This is a genomic window from Halobacillus andaensis (assembly GCF_014636475.1).
GTDB classification, from domain to species: domain Bacteria; phylum Bacillota; class Bacilli; order Bacillales; family Halobacillaceae; genus Halobacillus_A; species Halobacillus_A andaensis.
Map to the genome: position 1 here is coordinate 886,477 of NZ_BMEL01000001.1, position 16,012 is coordinate 902,488.

General features: G+C 40.6%; 15 protein-coding genes. 5 read left to right on the plus strand and 10 right to left on the minus strand.

Features of this window, described 5'->3' with window-relative positions:
• Window positions 1–181 precede the first annotated feature (181 nt).
• The 5 genes from IEV27_RS04590 to IEV27_RS04605 form a co-directional block, all read right to left on the minus strand.
• A complete protein-coding gene (locus IEV27_RS04590) occupies window positions 182–1,549 on the minus strand; it encodes a TrkH family potassium uptake protein (RefSeq protein ID WP_229734829.1) in 1,368 nt (455 codons plus the stop codon).
• 306 nt (window positions 1,550–1,855) lie between these two features.
• On the minus strand, window positions 1,856–2,866 hold the full coding sequence (moaA, locus tag IEV27_RS04595) for a GTP 3',8-cyclase MoaA (protein WP_188376266.1): 1,011 nt from the start codon (window positions 2,864–2,866) through the stop codon (window positions 1,856–1,858).
• Between the two features lie 20 nt (window positions 2,867–2,886).
• The gene (locus IEV27_RS04600; protein ID WP_188376267.1) at window positions 2,887–4,161 is read right to left on the minus strand and encodes a molybdopterin molybdotransferase MoeA; all 1,275 of its coding nucleotides are present in this window, start codon (window positions 4,159–4,161) and stop codon (window positions 2,887–2,889) included.
• 111 nt (window positions 4,162–4,272) lie between these two features.
• The gene (locus IEV27_RS19960; protein WP_268235629.1) at window positions 4,273–4,407 is read right to left on the minus strand and encodes a hypothetical protein; all 135 of its coding nucleotides are present in this window, start codon (window positions 4,405–4,407) and stop codon (window positions 4,273–4,275) included.
• 84 nt (window positions 4,408–4,491) lie between these two features.
• Complete coding sequence (locus IEV27_RS04605) at window positions 4,492–5,034, minus strand: HD domain-containing protein (RefSeq protein ID WP_188376268.1); 543 nt, start codon at window positions 5,032–5,034, stop codon at window positions 4,492–4,494.
• Between the two features lie 138 nt (window positions 5,035–5,172).
• Between IEV27_RS04605 and IEV27_RS04610 the strand changes: the two genes are divergently transcribed.
• Together IEV27_RS04610 and IEV27_RS04615 are read left to right on the plus strand one after the other, a co-directional pair.
• A complete protein-coding gene (locus tag IEV27_RS04610; protein WP_188376269.1) occupies window positions 5,173–5,505 on the plus strand; it encodes a hypothetical protein in 333 nt (110 codons plus the stop codon).
• A gap of 263 nt (window positions 5,506–5,768) precedes the next feature.
• Complete coding sequence (locus tag IEV27_RS04615; RefSeq protein ID WP_188376270.1) at window positions 5,769–6,329, plus strand: FAD-dependent oxidoreductase; 561 nt, start codon at window positions 5,769–5,771, stop codon at window positions 6,327–6,329.
• Window positions 6,330–7,110: 781 nt separating this feature from the next.
• On the opposite strand, the gene corA is transcribed toward IEV27_RS04615, so the two are convergent.
• Entirely contained in the window at window positions 7,111–8,061 is a 951-nt protein-coding gene (corA, locus tag IEV27_RS04620; protein ID WP_188376271.1) for a magnesium/cobalt transporter CorA, read from the minus strand.
• A gap of 116 nt (window positions 8,062–8,177) precedes the next feature.
• Between corA and IEV27_RS04625 the strand changes: the two genes are divergently transcribed.
• Window positions 8,178–8,777 (plus strand): GNAT family N-acetyltransferase, encoded by a 600-nt coding sequence (locus tag IEV27_RS04625; protein WP_188376272.1) that lies wholly within the window; start codon window positions 8,178–8,180, stop codon window positions 8,775–8,777.
• Window positions 8,778–9,139: 362 nt separating this feature from the next.
• On the opposite strand, the gene IEV27_RS04630 is transcribed toward IEV27_RS04625, so the two are convergent.
• Entirely contained in the window at window positions 9,140–9,292 is a 153-nt protein-coding gene (locus IEV27_RS04630) for a hypothetical protein (RefSeq protein ID WP_188376273.1), read from the minus strand.
• 84 nt (window positions 9,293–9,376) lie between these two features.
• Window positions 9,377–10,303, minus strand: a complete 927-nt coding sequence (locus IEV27_RS04635; RefSeq protein WP_188376274.1) for a manganese-dependent inorganic pyrophosphatase — start codon at window positions 10,301–10,303, stop codon at window positions 9,377–9,379.
• Window positions 10,304–10,463: 160 nt separating this feature from the next.
• Here IEV27_RS04635 and IEV27_RS04640 point away from each other — a divergent pair, with 160 nt between their 5' ends.
• On the plus strand, window positions 10,464–11,597 hold the full coding sequence (locus IEV27_RS04640) for an alcohol dehydrogenase catalytic domain-containing protein (RefSeq protein WP_188376275.1): 1,134 nt from the start codon (window positions 10,464–10,466) through the stop codon (window positions 11,595–11,597).
• Window positions 11,598–11,705: 108 nt separating this feature from the next.
• Complete coding sequence (locus tag IEV27_RS04645) at window positions 11,706–12,557, plus strand: DUF1206 domain-containing protein (RefSeq protein WP_188376276.1); 852 nt, start codon at window positions 11,706–11,708, stop codon at window positions 12,555–12,557.
• A 179-nt stretch (window positions 12,558–12,736) separates the two neighbouring features.
• On the opposite strand, the gene rsgA is transcribed toward IEV27_RS04645, so the two are convergent.
• The gene (gene rsgA / locus IEV27_RS04650) at window positions 12,737–13,747 is read right to left on the minus strand and encodes a ribosome small subunit-dependent GTPase A (RefSeq protein WP_188376277.1); all 1,011 of its coding nucleotides are present in this window, start codon (window positions 13,745–13,747) and stop codon (window positions 12,737–12,739) included.
• A 195-nt stretch (window positions 13,748–13,942) separates the two neighbouring features.
• Window positions 13,943–15,955 (minus strand): penicillin-binding transpeptidase domain-containing protein, encoded by a 2,013-nt coding sequence (locus IEV27_RS04655; RefSeq protein WP_188376278.1) that lies wholly within the window; start codon window positions 15,953–15,955, stop codon window positions 13,943–13,945.
• Window positions 15,956–16,012: the final 57 nt, after the last annotated feature.

Consider the following 16,012-nt stretch of genomic DNA (forward strand, 5'->3'; position numbering starts at 1 on the left):
GGAATTCTATCATTATTATAGAGGACGAAAGCAAATAGAGCAAAGCTGGATTTAATTTTCATCTCTACTAAGTGGTAGTATTTAGATGCGAGTGAAATCCACACTTATTCAAAGTGAGTACCTCCAAAGTACTCGGCTCAGGTAGTTGGACGCCTCATGCTACCACAAGTTCCGAGTATAACTACCCGATAAGCATAGGTTCTTTTGGATAGTGGTAATTATCCTTAGTTGCTTTGCCTCTAATAATAAATAAGAAAGAAAATATACCAATTCGACCGATAAACATTAGCGAGATAATAACAACCTTTCCAGCTAGATCCAACTCTGATGTCGCGCCCATAGATAGCCCTGTGGTTCCAAATGCTGAGCAAGCCTCAAACGTAATTTCGATAAGTGATAAGTGAGGTTCAAAATAGTTTAGCAGTATAATGCCAAGCCCCGTAATTGCAATTGCTGTGTTTATTACGATGAAAGAACGAAAAATGTCATCTGGATGAATTTCTCGCCTAAATACACGAACACTACTCTTCCCTCGAGCATAAGCGATAATGCTAAGCAGTGAAATAGCAAAGGTGGTGGTCCTTATCCCCCCGCCCACGCTACTTGGAGAAGCCCCAATAAACATCAATACACAAATAACAAGCAACGTTGGAATACTAAATTCACTGACATCCATCGTTGCAAGACCTCCGTTTCGCGTCGTAACAGACTGGAACAGGGAAAAGAAGAATGCTTCGTGCCAAGACTTTCCTTCAAAAAAATGGTTACGGTCTAAAAGATAGATAAGAATGGCTCCGATGACCACGAGAGCACCAAAGGTGACAGATGTTAACTTAGCAAATAATGAAAAGTTAATAAAGTGCTTTTGTTTCTTTGTAAGATAATCTTTCACTTCAATAAGTACTGGAAAACCTATGGCCCCAAGAGTAAGTAAAAGCATATTAATAAATTGAACAAAATAGTCGTCTTTAAACATTTCAAGAGAGGTACCAGTTATATCAAATCCCGCATTAGTTGTCGCGCTCACTGAAGCAAACATCCCTTGAACGAATGATTCACCTAATGTAGGAAAATATTGGGTGAAATAAACCCCTAAAATAATTGCACCTATAGCTTCTATAATTATGATAATTAATAAAATTTGTCTAATAAGTTTTACCATTCCTGCAAAGGTGGATCGGTTTTGGTCAGTTTTAATCAGCTGCCTTCGCTTTAATCCGATCTTTTTCCCTAACATTAACCAAATAAATGTACCTAATGTCATTACTCCAATGCCTCCAAACTGGAGGATGAACATTAACACAAAATACCCCGGTGTATTGAACGTATCTGCAGTTGATACGACGGTTAAGCCTGTTACGCTTACAGCACTTACAGCCGTGAACAGGGTATCTATAAAGCTTAAATGAATCCCTTCTCTATGTAAAAAAGGGAGACTAATAAGTAATGTTGAGATCATTACTGCTGAGACGTAAAATAATACGATCACTTGAAAAGGGGTAAGTCGGTCAAAAAATTTATTGAAATTCATTTTAAATGTACGGGACATAATGTAGCTCCTTCTCACACTCGACATTTCACTTTAGCGGTTAATATGGCTTTTATCGATTTCCTAAAAATCATACGTTTTTTTAAGAAGTGTATAAAAGTAACGATTGCTATAATTATAATCCTAGCTGCTTGTATTACTAGTAGTTAACTAAGATTATTTATTATTGCAAAAATACTGGTGCGTAAAATTCAATTTTAGTAAATATTCTTCATGGCTTTGCTATGTATAAAAGAAGTATTGCCAAAAGATAATAACTTAATATTTACAAAAAATAAAGCGAGCTCTAAAAATGAGCTCGCTCCGTTACCCTCCAATATAAGACATTTCGATTTTTTTTCGAGTCGGTTTACCATTTTTACGATCGATCGAGTATTGGTCATCCCGCTTCGTCCATATATGAATCAGCCTTGAAATAATAGCCTCATCAGGTTCATCATCTCTCAGCATGGAACGAATATCATAACCTACAGATGCAAATAAACAAGTAAATAAGTGTCCGTCTGCAGACAGCCGAACTCTCGTACACGTGCTGCAGAATGCATCAGTAACTGATGAAATAACACCAATCTCAGCAGAACCATCCTCGTACTGATAACGGTTGGCTACTTCACCATAGTATTGCGGGTCAACTGGTTCTAAAGGCATCTCTTTGTGAATTTGTTCAATAATTTCCTTTTTAGAGACAACTGTATCCATGTTCCAGCCATTGTGATTTCCTACATCCATAAATTCTATAAAGCGGAGTGTATCCCCTGTTTGTTTGAAATAACGAGCCATCGGCAGAATTTGGTCTTCATTCATACCTTTTTTAACAACCATATTAATTTTTATAGGAAGCCCTGCTTCTCTAGCGGCTTCAATTCCCTTAATCACCGGCTTCGTCTTAATGCCTCGGCCGTTAGTTTCCTTAAATACTTCGTCCTCTATAGCATCTAGACTGATATTCACGCGATCTAAACCAGCTTCTTTTAGCTTTTTAGCTTGTTTTACTAAGAAAACGGCATTTGTTGTAATCGCTACATCTTGGATTCCCTCTACTTGCTTAATTCGAGCAACGAGTTGATCCATATTCTTCCTCATAAGGGGCTCTCCACCGGTTATCCTTACCTTTTCTGTTCCAAATTGAGCAAATATTTTAACAAGCCTGATGATCTCATCAAAGCTTAATAATTCTGACTCGGGCATAAAGCGGTAGTCATCTCCAAAAATTTCAGCCGGCATACAATACGTACAGCGGAAATTACATTGATCGATGACCGATATGCGTAAATCCTTCATTGGGCGGTCGTGCTTGTCTAAAACATATTCAACCATAGATCAGTTTCCCCTTTCTTTTACCCTTCTAATAAAAATTCTTCCGAGCCTGTTTCGTCCTCAAGCAAGATCGCTTGGACACCTTCTCCTTTTTGGTACCCTCTCGTGCCTCCTTTTAAAACGATAAGGACATTCGTTTTTGCCAAAGAAGTAACGACAGCTGATTTATCCATGCCTGCAGGATAAACAACGACTTTTCCTTCTTCATAAGAAATGTACCCTCTAATAAATCGAGTGAAAGGATTAGGCTTTCCAAAATCAGTTCCGAGAGCTGCATCAATTACAGGGTGGTAAGGGTTTTTGCGATCTAACATTTTTTGCAAATAAGGGTACGTATAAAGTTCGAATCCTACATAACAAGCCGATGGATTTCCTGATAACCCAAATAACAATTGCCCATTTGCATGCGCAACAGTCGTAACACTGCCAGGTCTCATCCCAATCTTATTAAATAAGACTTCTGCACCTAACTTTTCGTAAATGAGGGGCATGAGGTCGTAGTCCCCTACAGATACTCCTCCTGTCGTAATGAGCACGTCCACTTTTTGTAATGCTTCGGTTATCGCTTTGTAGCAAGTATCAAAGTCATCGGCCAGCTTGCCAAAGTACTTTGCCTCTGCTCCACTTCTATTAACTTGAGATAATACCATGTATGCGTTAGAATTGCGAATTTTTCCAGGCTCTAAAGGCTGATCTATGTCTAACAATTCGGTCCCTGTAGCAAACACACCGACGACCGGTTTCTTATAGACTTCAACTTCTGAGTATCCGAATGTCGCTAATAGAGCTTTAACGCCTGGGTTGACGGCAGTACCACTTGATACTAGAGGTGTCCCTTCTTTCGTTTCAGATGCTTTTTTAATGATGTTCTGATCTGGCTGCATTTCTCTTTTAATTGTCATATAGGACTGGCCGTCTTGTTCATGCGTATGGCAGATTTCGAACATCGCTACACATGTAGCCCCTTCAGGAATTTCGGCACCCGTCATAATCCGAACAGCTTCACCCGATTGTAAAGGCTTGCTGGCTCGATGCCCAGCCCCGATTTCTTCTGTGACGCGGAAAGTCATTGGATCTTCTTTTGTGGCATGCGCTGTATCTTCTGCTTTTATCGCAAAACCATCGTAAGGGGATTTATCAAATGGCGGGATCGCGTGAGTGGCTGCGACCTCCTGAGCCAGAATGCGCTCGTCAGCTTGTTCCAATGGAATTTTTTCTATTTTTGTAGAGGATGGTACGTTCATAACTCTTTGTATAGCCTCTCCTACAGGAATAGGCTTTCTATGTAAATTCATCGCAATCCTTCTTTCATAAAAAATGGGCTTAAATTGACCATAACGAAAATAAACAGAAATTACAAAACATATAAATGAAGCCCCCTCCCGTAAAACGAGAGAGGGCTGTTGTTAATACAAATTCCGGTAGGCAGCTTTACGGTTTAATAAGTTTTCTTCCGCATCTTTATTAAACGTTTTATTCGATTTACTTTTTTTCTTTTGAATAGACACATCAATTGTATAAACAAAAAAATGAATAGTCATAAGGCCTCTTCCTTTCTTTCAGAAGCTAGCTAACGCTGTGATTTTAAAAAACCACAAAATTAAACTATGCGGCCTTCGTGGTGACTATGTGTGCTCTTTCCTCACTTGATTATTGTTGTAATAATCAGAAATCTTATCATCAAGTCGACTGAGCAGTTTAATCGCATGACTAGGAGACATTTTATTGTAATGATGAAGCCCCTGGGGCTGCTCATCCATACGATCAGCCTTTTCCACCACTTCTTGCAATAGGGTCCGCTGCTCGGTTAACGAAAAAGGCAGATAACTGTCTGTGTGAAGTAACACAGCTAAGGAAACTTCTTTAGCCACTAACCGGTCTTCTCCTAACCGAATTAATAACTTATGGGCCCGTTCAGCTCCTTTAATCGCATGGATGTCGTGCTTTCGATATTCTTCATAATCCCACTTTCCATCCTTATACCATTCATAATGCCCAATATCGTGGAGCAACGCTGATTTCGTTGCTAAATCTGGGGAAACTCCTGATTTCACAGCTAAATCAAACGCGTAATGGGCCACGGTCACTGCATGATGAATGCCTGAACGTCTCAGATATTTTTGAGTAATGCGATGTTTAAATACGTCTACTAACGTAACTTTCGGCATTCAATCACCTCTCTTTTCAAAAAAATATACCATTACTGGACTTTCTCCACAAGCCAAGTCTTTTATATCCGTATGTTTACATTAAAACAAGGGGGGGTAGTGTTATTGTAAGATACTTATTTATGGGAGGTGAAAGAGTTGAGCCAACTATCCTCTTATCACATATACTTTAATCAACCATTATCAACAAACCAACTTGTAAATATTTATAAATACTCAACAAAAAATAATCGAAACATTTATTTACATCAAAATCATTTAATTGCTGATGCCGCTCATCTAACGAAGCTATTATCTTTTTTTCTATTTGTTGATATCGACCAGCCAGCTTTAATGATTATTGACGGTGAAAATATCGACGAAGTATACGAAATGATACAAAATGAATGCGAGGACTGTATCGCTGACATTAGCATCCGTTCCCAGTACAATGAAACGGATATGAACAGTGAAACATCTATTTCTGTTTAATTTAAATTGAGGGGTCAATGAAGATGGAGCCTTTACATTCGAACGACAAAAAGCGAAACAAGAGCTCTGATCCACTGTTATCTCGTTTAAAGTACATCATTTACTTAATCATTTTTCTTTCCTTATTATGGATAGTCACTACTTACGTATTTTTACCCCTATTCTAAACACTAAGCCCTGTCATCGCTAACGAATGACAGGGTTTTTTACTATTTTTTCAACATTCAGTATAATGATAGAAACGGAATGAAAGGAGAGATTTCATGTACGATATCGCAATCATTGGTGCGGGTCCAGCTGGGGCCAGTGCAGCTTTATTTGCTGCCAAAGCAGGTAAAAGGGTCATATTTTTTGATAGTGGGAAAAGCATTACCGCAAAAGCTTGGGTAGAAAACCACTATGGTGTAAAGGAAACGGAAGGTCCAGAACTATTAAAAACTGGACAAAGCCAAGCTACAAAGTTTGGCGCAGAACTTGTGAAAGAAAATGTAACTTCCTTACAAGAAGGCGAAAACGGATTGACCGTAGAAACAGAGCAACGATCCTATGAAGCAACACATGTTATCTTTGCTACTGGAATGTCAGCTAAGCTCGCTGAGTCGTTTGGCCTCTCAGTTATTGACGGTACAGAGCCTCGTGTAGCGAAAATTATTGAGGTAAATGATGAAGGTCGAACAGATCGTCCGAACGTATGGGCAGCTGGTACCGTTGCAGGAGTGAGTGTGCATACCATTATTACAGCTGGAGATGGAGCAAAAGTGGCTATTAATGTTATAAGCGAGTTAAACGGAGAACGTTATGTAGACCATGACATCCTTAAATAGAAAAGCTTTTCCAGCCACCTATATCAACCCTGCAGCTTATCAAATTCTAAGTAAAAAGAAACACAGCTTGTAGAGAAAAATCGCTTTTCGGTGGATGCTTGCCGCGGGCACGGCCTCAGCTAACTTGGTCAAGAAGTTCACTTGACCAAGTGGATCTTCGGCTCGCGCTGTTCCCGCGACGCACCGGACGTGCTAGTGTCGATGTTGGCCACAGGACGTGGCCGGTTTTAATCGACCAGGCGTCACCCCCGAACGCTCATCGTGGCATCAATAGAGATCCACATATACAATAACCCATTCGTATGTTCAAATATCTGCTCCTAAAAACCCTCTATACGTTGTCTGGCTAAAGAACGATATAAGGAAGCATAGACACGGATATGAGGGCCTCTTATCAGCCTTGCGGGTCACACCTTATTCGCATCTCCCATAGGAGTGTTGACGTTTCCTAAAACCCTTTTCCGGTAAAAGCCGCTAGTGGAAACGATAGAAAATCCGTGTCCTAATAGATCAGAGTCTTTCAGGGCCTCCATTATACAATGGTTCCGTGCGCCTTATGATATAAAAAGGAACAGAAAATGAGACGACTCCTGGGGGATGAGCAGACTGGAGAGGCCCGGGAGATCGCAGATCGAGGAGACTTTCCGTCTTGCCCCGCGGAAAGCGGCGCTTTTTCCTGTTCCTTTTCTCCGAACTAATGCAGGAACCAGAATGTCACGTTTACACCCATCCAGGCTTTTTCGACAGTCTGAGAAACACCTGCTGTTCGCAGGTGTTTCTTTTAATCAAACCATCCTTTTTTCTTAAACCAGAAGACCATTGTGACTGCCATTGCAATCATAATAAACCAAACGACAAAATAACCGGACTCTGTATTTAGTTCAGGCATGTTAACGAAGTTCATCCCATATACACCTACCACAAACGTTAATGGCATAAAAATAACAGAAATTACAGTAAGGATTTGCATCGTTCTGTTCGTTTGATGTGAGTTTAAAGATAAATAACTATCTCTTATATCTTGGGTCATTTCTCGGTTGGAAGCCACGATCTCCGCTACTTTGATCAAATGATCATAAACATCAGCAAAGTATTCTTTCCGATCTCGTACTCCTTCAAGATGATGTGTATTTAGCATTCGATAAAGTAAGTCTCTCATCGGATGGACGGTTTGTCGAATTTTTAATAGTTCGCTTCTCCGATCAAATAACTCTTCTAACAATTGCTCCATGGAGAGGTTTCTCGTATTATCTTCAATTTCATTAATATGATCTTCAATATCATATACAATAGGAAAATAATGATCCACCACTTTATCAAGCAGTTGATAGAGTATAAAATATTCATCTAACTCATTGTTTTGCCCATTTCGTTTCAACAGTCTTTCGATTGAGTCAATTTCCTCACAAGGCTGCTTATGAAAAGTAACGACAAAGTCTTCCCCTAGGAACAAGTTGATCTCACTTCGGTCTAAGCTTTTTTTATGAAGCGCATGAAATACAAAGAACGTATGATCTTCATAATAATCAAGCTTTGGCCGCTGTAAATCATGTAGACAATCTTCTATAGCGAGCGGATGAAATTGAAAATATGTACGTAGGGTACCAATCTCCTCCTGTGTAGGCTTTTCATAATCCACCCAATACCAATCGTAAGCGGCAGTGGTTAGTTCTGCCAAATCAGAAAACTGCTGCAGTCCATCTGTTTTTGAATATCCATAAATTCTTAACATCCTATCACCTTTTCTCCTTACGATCCTAAATTACCCGATAAAGTCAAACTAAAACATCTGCTCTGTTTTTTATATGGTAGGATAGAGACAAGATACCCTAATAAGGGGGATAATTTATGAGTGCAACGAAAACATTGTTAAAAAGTGACACCCTCCAATTACGGAGTATAACCGATGAGGACATCCCCTCTTTATTTTACCTCATTTATGGAGATGCAGATCCTGAATGGAAAAAATGGGATGCCCCTTATTACCCTCTTGAACCTCATACGATTGATACGTATCGTAGTCATGAGAATGCAAGAAAAGAAAGGTTAAAAAATGGTGAACCTGATTCACGACTGGTTATTGAAGTAGACAACAAAATTATTGGGACTGTTTCTTATTATTGGGAGCATAAAGCTTCGCTATGGCTCGAGGTTGGAATCGGCATTTATAATCCTTCTTACTGGAGCGGTGGTTACGGCACGAAAGCCTTACGAATGTGGATTGATCACATGTTTGCAAGCTTTCCAATTGCAAGGGTCGGTTTAACCACATGGTCCAAAAATGAACGAATGATGAGAGTCGGAGAGAAATTAGGAATGAAACTTGAAGGTCGCTTGCGAAAATGCAGGATTTATGAAGGAAAACATTATGACTCGATTCGAATGGGAATTCTAAGAGAAGAATGGAATGAAGGTAATAAAAGAAAGAACAGGCTGGGACAAAACTGAATAAAGCATAAAATCATCCGAACGATTCTCTAGAAATCAGTTCGGATGATTTATGTTCAAGAAGGGATCTTCGGCTCGCGCTGTTCGCACAGGAGTCTTCGAATTTTGACTACGCTAATGATCTGGGTTTACGGTTGGCACACGATGTGCCGAACTTAATTGAACTCCTCTCTAAAAAGCCTCCTCAGGCTTTGTCAGCCTTGCGGGGTCACACCTTATTCGTATTTCCCCTGGGAGTGTAGCCGTTTCCTACAACCCTTTTTTGAAATAGAGCTCTGGAAAAATTCATTTACTCAAGCTGTGCCTTCATTAAAACAAAGTCTACAACAGGGCAGTCACTCTACGCTGATTCTAAGATCCTATTATGATAAAAGGAACGGAAAAGCGCCGACTCCTGCGGGATGAACAGACAGGAGAAGCCCCGCAGGTCCCAGACCGAAGAGGTTTTCCGTCTTGCCCCGCGAAACCGGCGCTTTTTCCTGTTCCTTTTCTCCATACCAATAGGAAGGAATCATCCTATAAACTCCTATTAAATTCGTCTAAACTTCTTCTACAGCCTGAAGGACTCTATCTGATAGAGTCCTTCTTTCTTTTTACTATTAACCTAGTTGCTCATTTAACGGTGGAACGATTTGTTTCTTACGAGACACTACACCATTTAAAACGGCTTGATTATCCGTTAGCTCAACTCCAAATGCTTGGTTAACCGCATTCGATTGATCTCCTATTGCAATAACCGTGGAGTCGTTTGTAAGAATATCTGTAATGACAAATACAAACAAATCCAAGGACTTTGAGGATACTGTTTCATGAATAGCTTTCGTAAGTTCAGCTTTGCGCTGAAGTACTTCCTCTGTGTCTACTGTGTTGACTTGTGCAATTTCTACTTTTGAATCACCCATTGAAAATTCTTTTGCATCTAAGGATAGTAGCTCCTCAGCTGTAGAGTCACTGATGTCTGCTCCAGCCTTAAGCATGTCAAGGCCGTACACCTCAGCTTCTACTTGTGCAATTGCTTCCAGCTCTTTCGCAATCTCTACATCTTCATCCGTACACGTCGGAGATTTGAATAAAAGAGAATCCGAAATGATCGATGATAGCAGCAAGCCTGCTGTACTCTTAGAAATATCCTGGCCTTTTTCTTTGAACATTTTTGTTAAGATTGTAGCCGTACAGCCTACAGGTTCCGCCCGGTAATAAAGCGGTCCATTCGTTTCGAAATTCGCGATTCTATGGTGATCAATCACTTCCGTCACTTGAACATCGTCAATGTCTTCAGCACTTTGCTGGCGTTCGTTATGGTCGACAAGAATGACCTGCTCTACTTCATTGCTTACGGTTTGAACTTGTCTAGGAGCATCAACGTTAAAATAATCCAATGCGTACTGGGTTTCACTGTTTACCTCTCCTAAACGAACAGCTTCTACATCTTCCCCTAACTTATGTTTAAGTTCAGCATAAACGATGGCTGAGCAAATCGTATCCGTATCTGGATTCTTGTGTCCAAAAACTAGCTTCTTTGTCATGATAATCTCTCCTTTGCCTAACAGTATGTAAATTCAACTCCAGTTCCGATTATAAGGGAAATTCCACTATACGTCTATTATCTCCATATAAAATCTATTGTTTAAAATAGCTAAATAATGGAAATAGCCCACTAAATCGTTAGAAAGGAATGTGACATCAATGAAAGCTGTAACCTATCAAGGTAAAGAGAAAATGGTCGTTAAAGATATGCCTGCTCCCTCTTTACAATCTAGCAATGACATGATTGTTCGAATAACAGCAAGCGGTATTTGTGGATCAGATCTACATTTATACAAAGGTGGAATTGAGCCTAAAGAAGATTACATTGTCGGTCACGAACCTATGGGCATTGTTGAAGAAATAGGAAGCGATGTGAAGAGCTTACAGAAGGGAGACCGCGTCGTTATCCCATTTAACATAGGTTGCGGGGAATGCTTTTTCTGTAAAAACCAAATGGAAAGTCAATGCGATGAATCGAACCCTCATAGTGATGCCGGCGGTCTCTTCGGCTTTACAGAACCATTTGGAGGTTATCCAGGCGGACAAGCTGAATATTTAAGAGTTCCTTACGCTGACTTCACTTCATTTAAAGTACCTGAGTCAAGTGAACTAGATGACGAACAAGTATTGTTTTTATCCGACGTGATCCCTACTGCTTATTGGAGTGTAGAAAGCAGCGGCGTTAAAGAAGGAGACACCGTCATCGTATTAGGAAGCGGTCCGATCGGCTTAATGAGTCAAAAGTTTGCCGCGCTTAAGGGAGCCAAATGTGTCATTGCGGTTGATCATGTGGACCACCGTCTTGAGCACGCCAAACGGACGAACAACGTAGAAACGTATAATTTCTCAAATACTGATGAAATAGGTCCCCTGCTTTTCGATGAAACAAAAGGTGGCGCAGACGTTATCATTGATTGTGTAGGCATGGATGGGACAGTTTCTCCCGAGGAAGAATTTGGCTCTAAGCATGACAACCAATTTGGAACGATAAGTCCAATCATTACAGCTTCACAAGCCATTCGAAAATTCGGCACTGTACAATTAACGGGAGTATATGGGTCTGAAGCTAACGGTTTTCCACTCGGCGACTTCTTCAGCCGAAACATTTCATTAAAAATGGGACAGGCTCCCGTCATTCATTTAATGCCGAAGCTCTACGATATGGTAGAGAACAACGAGTTTGATCCTACAGATATCATTACTCATTCCATGAATATCGAAGATGCTCCAAAAGGATACGATATTTTTGATAAAAAAGAAGATGGAAACATAAAAGTGATTTTAAAACCATAGGATAATTGCGAAGCGGCAACTTAAGTTGCCGCTTTTTTGGGTTTGTGAAGGATGAAATAGGGAATTTATAAGATAAGTTTAACCACTACGAAAGAGGGAGTCAGGACGATGAGTACAACTTTTTTATCAAAGCGAAAGAACAAATCACAAAATGATACTAATTCTGAAGAACTAAAACCATGGATAAGGAGGTTCGGCCGTTTCGGACACATGGTAAAAGGAACAGTATACGGCTTAGTAGGCGTCCTCTCCTTTATGGCAGCTATCGGCGCAGGCGGTGAAACCACTGGTACAGGAGGGATGTTTCGATCACTAGCTGCACAGCCTTTTGGCGAAATTATACTTTGGATCATAGGTATTGGACTTATCGGTTATATTACATGGGTGATTATAAAATCAATTTATGACACATCAAATAAAGGGAGAGATTTAAAAGGTTTAATCACACGAACCGGGTATCTTATAGGAGGAGTCATTTATGGCGGCCTTGCTTCTAATGCTTTTCAAATTGCAATGCACGCCGGAAGCAGCGGTAACTCAGAGCAAACCATTTCTTCGATGCTATTAGGCCAGCCTTTTGGTCCTTGGCTGGTCGGTCTTATAGGGCTTATTATCATTGGGTATGGAGGAACAGAACTCTATAGCGGAGTGACCAACAATTTTTTAAAGAAATTTAATCATCATGAAATGAATGAACATGAAAGAAAAATTGCTAAGCAGTCTGGGAAAATGGGGTTGATCTCTAGAGGAATAGTTCTAGCTACTATTGGATTTTTCTTCGTGCAAACGGGTCTAACTTCCAACCCAGATGAATCTAAAGGATTAGATGGTGCTTTAGCAGAAGTCGCTCAGCAGCCTTTTGGTCAATGGATGTTAGGCTTTGTTGCCCTGGGTTTTATTCTTTATGGTATCTATGAAATAACACGAGGCCGTTATGAGAGAATGAGTTTTGGGAAATAAGGTTCTTGGAAGAAACAAAGCGTGCAGCTTTTCTTCTATTAAATTCCCCTTAACCTGAAGACTCGAAATCGAAATAGGAGAATGATGTCATAACAAAAAGTCGAGTAAAAAACCTTTACGATTTCTTACTCGACTTTCATTGCTATTTCTATTGTATCTCTACCTCTTATGCTTTTTCATTATTTCATTGAATTAGGTCCATGAAGGATCCGATTTGCGCGATGCGTGCCATACTTTTCTTTTAAGTCAAGCCGATGGAGCTCCCGGGCTAATTTATGATAATTCTTTACCCTCTCAGCGCTCAGCTCACCTGTGTCAATCGCGCGCAAAACGGCGCAACCCGGTTCGCTTTCATGCTTGCAATCACGGAACTTACATGTTGAGGCCAGTGCTTCAATATCCGAAAAAGCAGCCTCTACCCCTTCTGCATCCCCCCATAACTGCACTTCTCTCATACCAGGCGTATCAATTAACACCGCTCCGTTTTGAAGAGTAAACATTTCCCTGTGAGTGGTTGTATGACGGCCTTTATCATCCTGTGATCGAACTTGTTTTGTTTGCTGTATGTCTTCACCAAGCAAATAATTAATTAACGTGGATTTCCCCACTCCAGAGGATCCAATCAATGCATAGGTTTGACTGGGTTGCAGCTCTTTCATGAACTCTTCCATCCCATCGAGTGTTACACTGCTTACCCCGTAAACAGGTACAGCTGGGATCCTGCGGTCAATTTGAGTAATAAAAGCTTCCTGCTCGTCGCATAAATCTTTTTTTGTACAAACAATCAGTGGTCTTGCTCCACTCTCATAAACCTGATATACATACCGTTCCAAACGCTGCAAATTAAATTCAGAGGTCATTGCAGTCACTATAATAACAGCATCCATGTTAGCAGCTATAACCTGTTCACTATGCTGAGTTCCGGGTTCTTTTCTCGATAGCACCGTTTTCCTCGTTAACACACGATGAACGATGGCTTTCCCTTCATCAAAGGGTTGGATAACAACCCAATCTCCCACAACAGGTCGCACACTTGACTCATAGCGGAATTTACCTGACATGTGTCCTTGGACCGGACCTCGATCTGTCCATATCGTAAAAATACTTGAAGATGAACGAGCAATGAGGCCAGCTTTCTCTCCACTCTTTAATTGACTAGCTACTTCCTTTGGTAAAGTAAATAAATTCACTAAATTCCTCCTAAATTAGGAGGACGCTCACGCTTAGCTGATGTGTCCTCCCGTTTCTGATAAATGGTTAACGTTTCGTGCAAAGTAGAATTTTCTCATAACACATCAGCTCCTTTACTTAATCTCATTCTATTATATACAAAAGCTAACAAAAAAACATCAAGTAAAGGACTCTCCTTCACTTGATGTTTTCATTTAATCTAAATCACTAAATACGTTTTTCACTCTTGGAACAACTTCTCCGCTTCCATCTTCGACATCCTCGATCATCATAGAAACGATTAAGTCTTCTGACTCAGTATCCCAGGCAATAAACCAACCGTTTTCTTGAGCGTCTTCATCGTCTAACGATTGTTTTAGTTCCGCTGTGCCTGTTTTACCGGCTAAATTCAAATCATTCATTTGTGGTTCATAAGCCGACCCTTCAGAGTCATCTACAACAGCTTGCAGATTTTCTGTAAGTAAAGAAGCCGTTTCTTCACTTATTACGTTTTCTTTCCAAACCTGACCCGTTTCTTCATCCGAACGTAACGTAGGCTGCATCAGGTCTCCATTCGTTATAAACGGTGTATATGAAACAGCAAGGTGAAGCGAACTCATTTGAACTTGACCTTGTCCATAACCTGTATCTGCCAGCAGAGGTTCACTATCAAACTCTTCTCCATTTATAATTTGAGAAGCAGCAATTGGATAAGAAAATGGAAGATCTTCAGAAAAGCCGAATTCCTCCGCTTCCTCAAGAAAGTTTTCTCCACCAATATCTAAAATTGTGCGGGCGAAATAAATGTTATCCGACCTCACGAGGGCATCTCTTAGGTTTACATTGTTATCGACATTTGCTCCATCGACTCTTGTAACCGAATAGTCTCCCCACCCGTCTTTTGTATAGGACTTACCATCAATCGTCATGTCTTCGTTCGGGTCAATGTTGTTCGTCTCAAGACCGATGGCTGCTGTGATCGGTTTAAATGTTGACCCAGGAGAATAATTACTCCTAAATTTATTCGATAAAGGGGATCCCTCTTGTTCCTGGAGTTCGGTTCTTCGCTCACTGCTCATTCCTAATACAAACTCATTCGGATCATACGCCGGCGAACTGACCAATGCCTTAACTTCTCCTGTGACAGGGTCTAATGCTGAAGAAGATCCCGGCTCGCCCTCCATGTTGTCGTAAATTGTCTCCTGAACTTTTTTATCAATAGTAAGCTCTACATCTTCCCCGTCTGTCGCTTCATTTTCAGCCAGCACTTCTTTTTCATTATCATCTTCATCGACAATCGTAACTTTCCCACCAGCTTGTCCCCGTAAATCTTCTTCTAAGAGACTCTCTAAACCGGTTTGACCGATTTGATCTGAAGCCGTATAGCCATCGTCGCTCATTTCTTCCAGCTGTTCGCCTGTAATATCATCTACGTAGCCAATGATGTGAGCAGTTGCTTCTTCTGCTGGATAAACACGAGAATTGGTTTCTTGAAACTGAGTTCCCGTTAATTCTCTGATTTCTTCAATCCGCTCCTCATCATTATCTGAGACCGCGCCGACTGGTACAAAGGAAGAAGATTGAACCCAGGATTGATCAAGCTGAGAATCGATATACTCGACGGAAAGATCCAATATGTCTGCGAGATCTTCTTTCACCTTTTCTTCATCCTCTAATCTTTCAGGTACAATGCCTACTTGTTGAATCACTCCATTTTCTGCTAATGGATCCCCATTCGCATCTAATATCTCTCCTCTTTCAGCAGGGATGGATTGAGCATTTACTTTATCTCCTTCCTCCATTCCCGCAAAGATCATCGAAGGATTCCAGTCAACCGCCCACGTATCCTCCTCGTCTCCTTCTTCATAGACAAGTTCGGCCTGATGAGAAAATTCCAGAGCACCCGCTAAGGTTTCCATACTGACGTCATAGTCGTAAGCCGGGGTGTCTTCCTCATTGAAATCCTGTTCTTCTTCAGGTGCTTCATATGTAATCGAAAGATTGTTCATATTGATACCTTCATAAATCGTAGAGTATCTTTCTTCAAACTCCTCTTGGCTAATCGAGTCTTTAGACTCCTCGCTCAGTAAATCATACATCTCTCCAAATTCTTCATTTTCCCATGCTTCCATATAGTCTTCTACCGTAGTCTCAGGACTGGGTTTATCTGAACAGCCGATCAGCAAGAGAAAAGAAGAAATGAGGAAACCATTCCTTAATTTTTTCATGTTCGCAAAAGCCTCCTAACTTTTCCTTTTTCAACGTTAGCCCTTATTATATCAGAC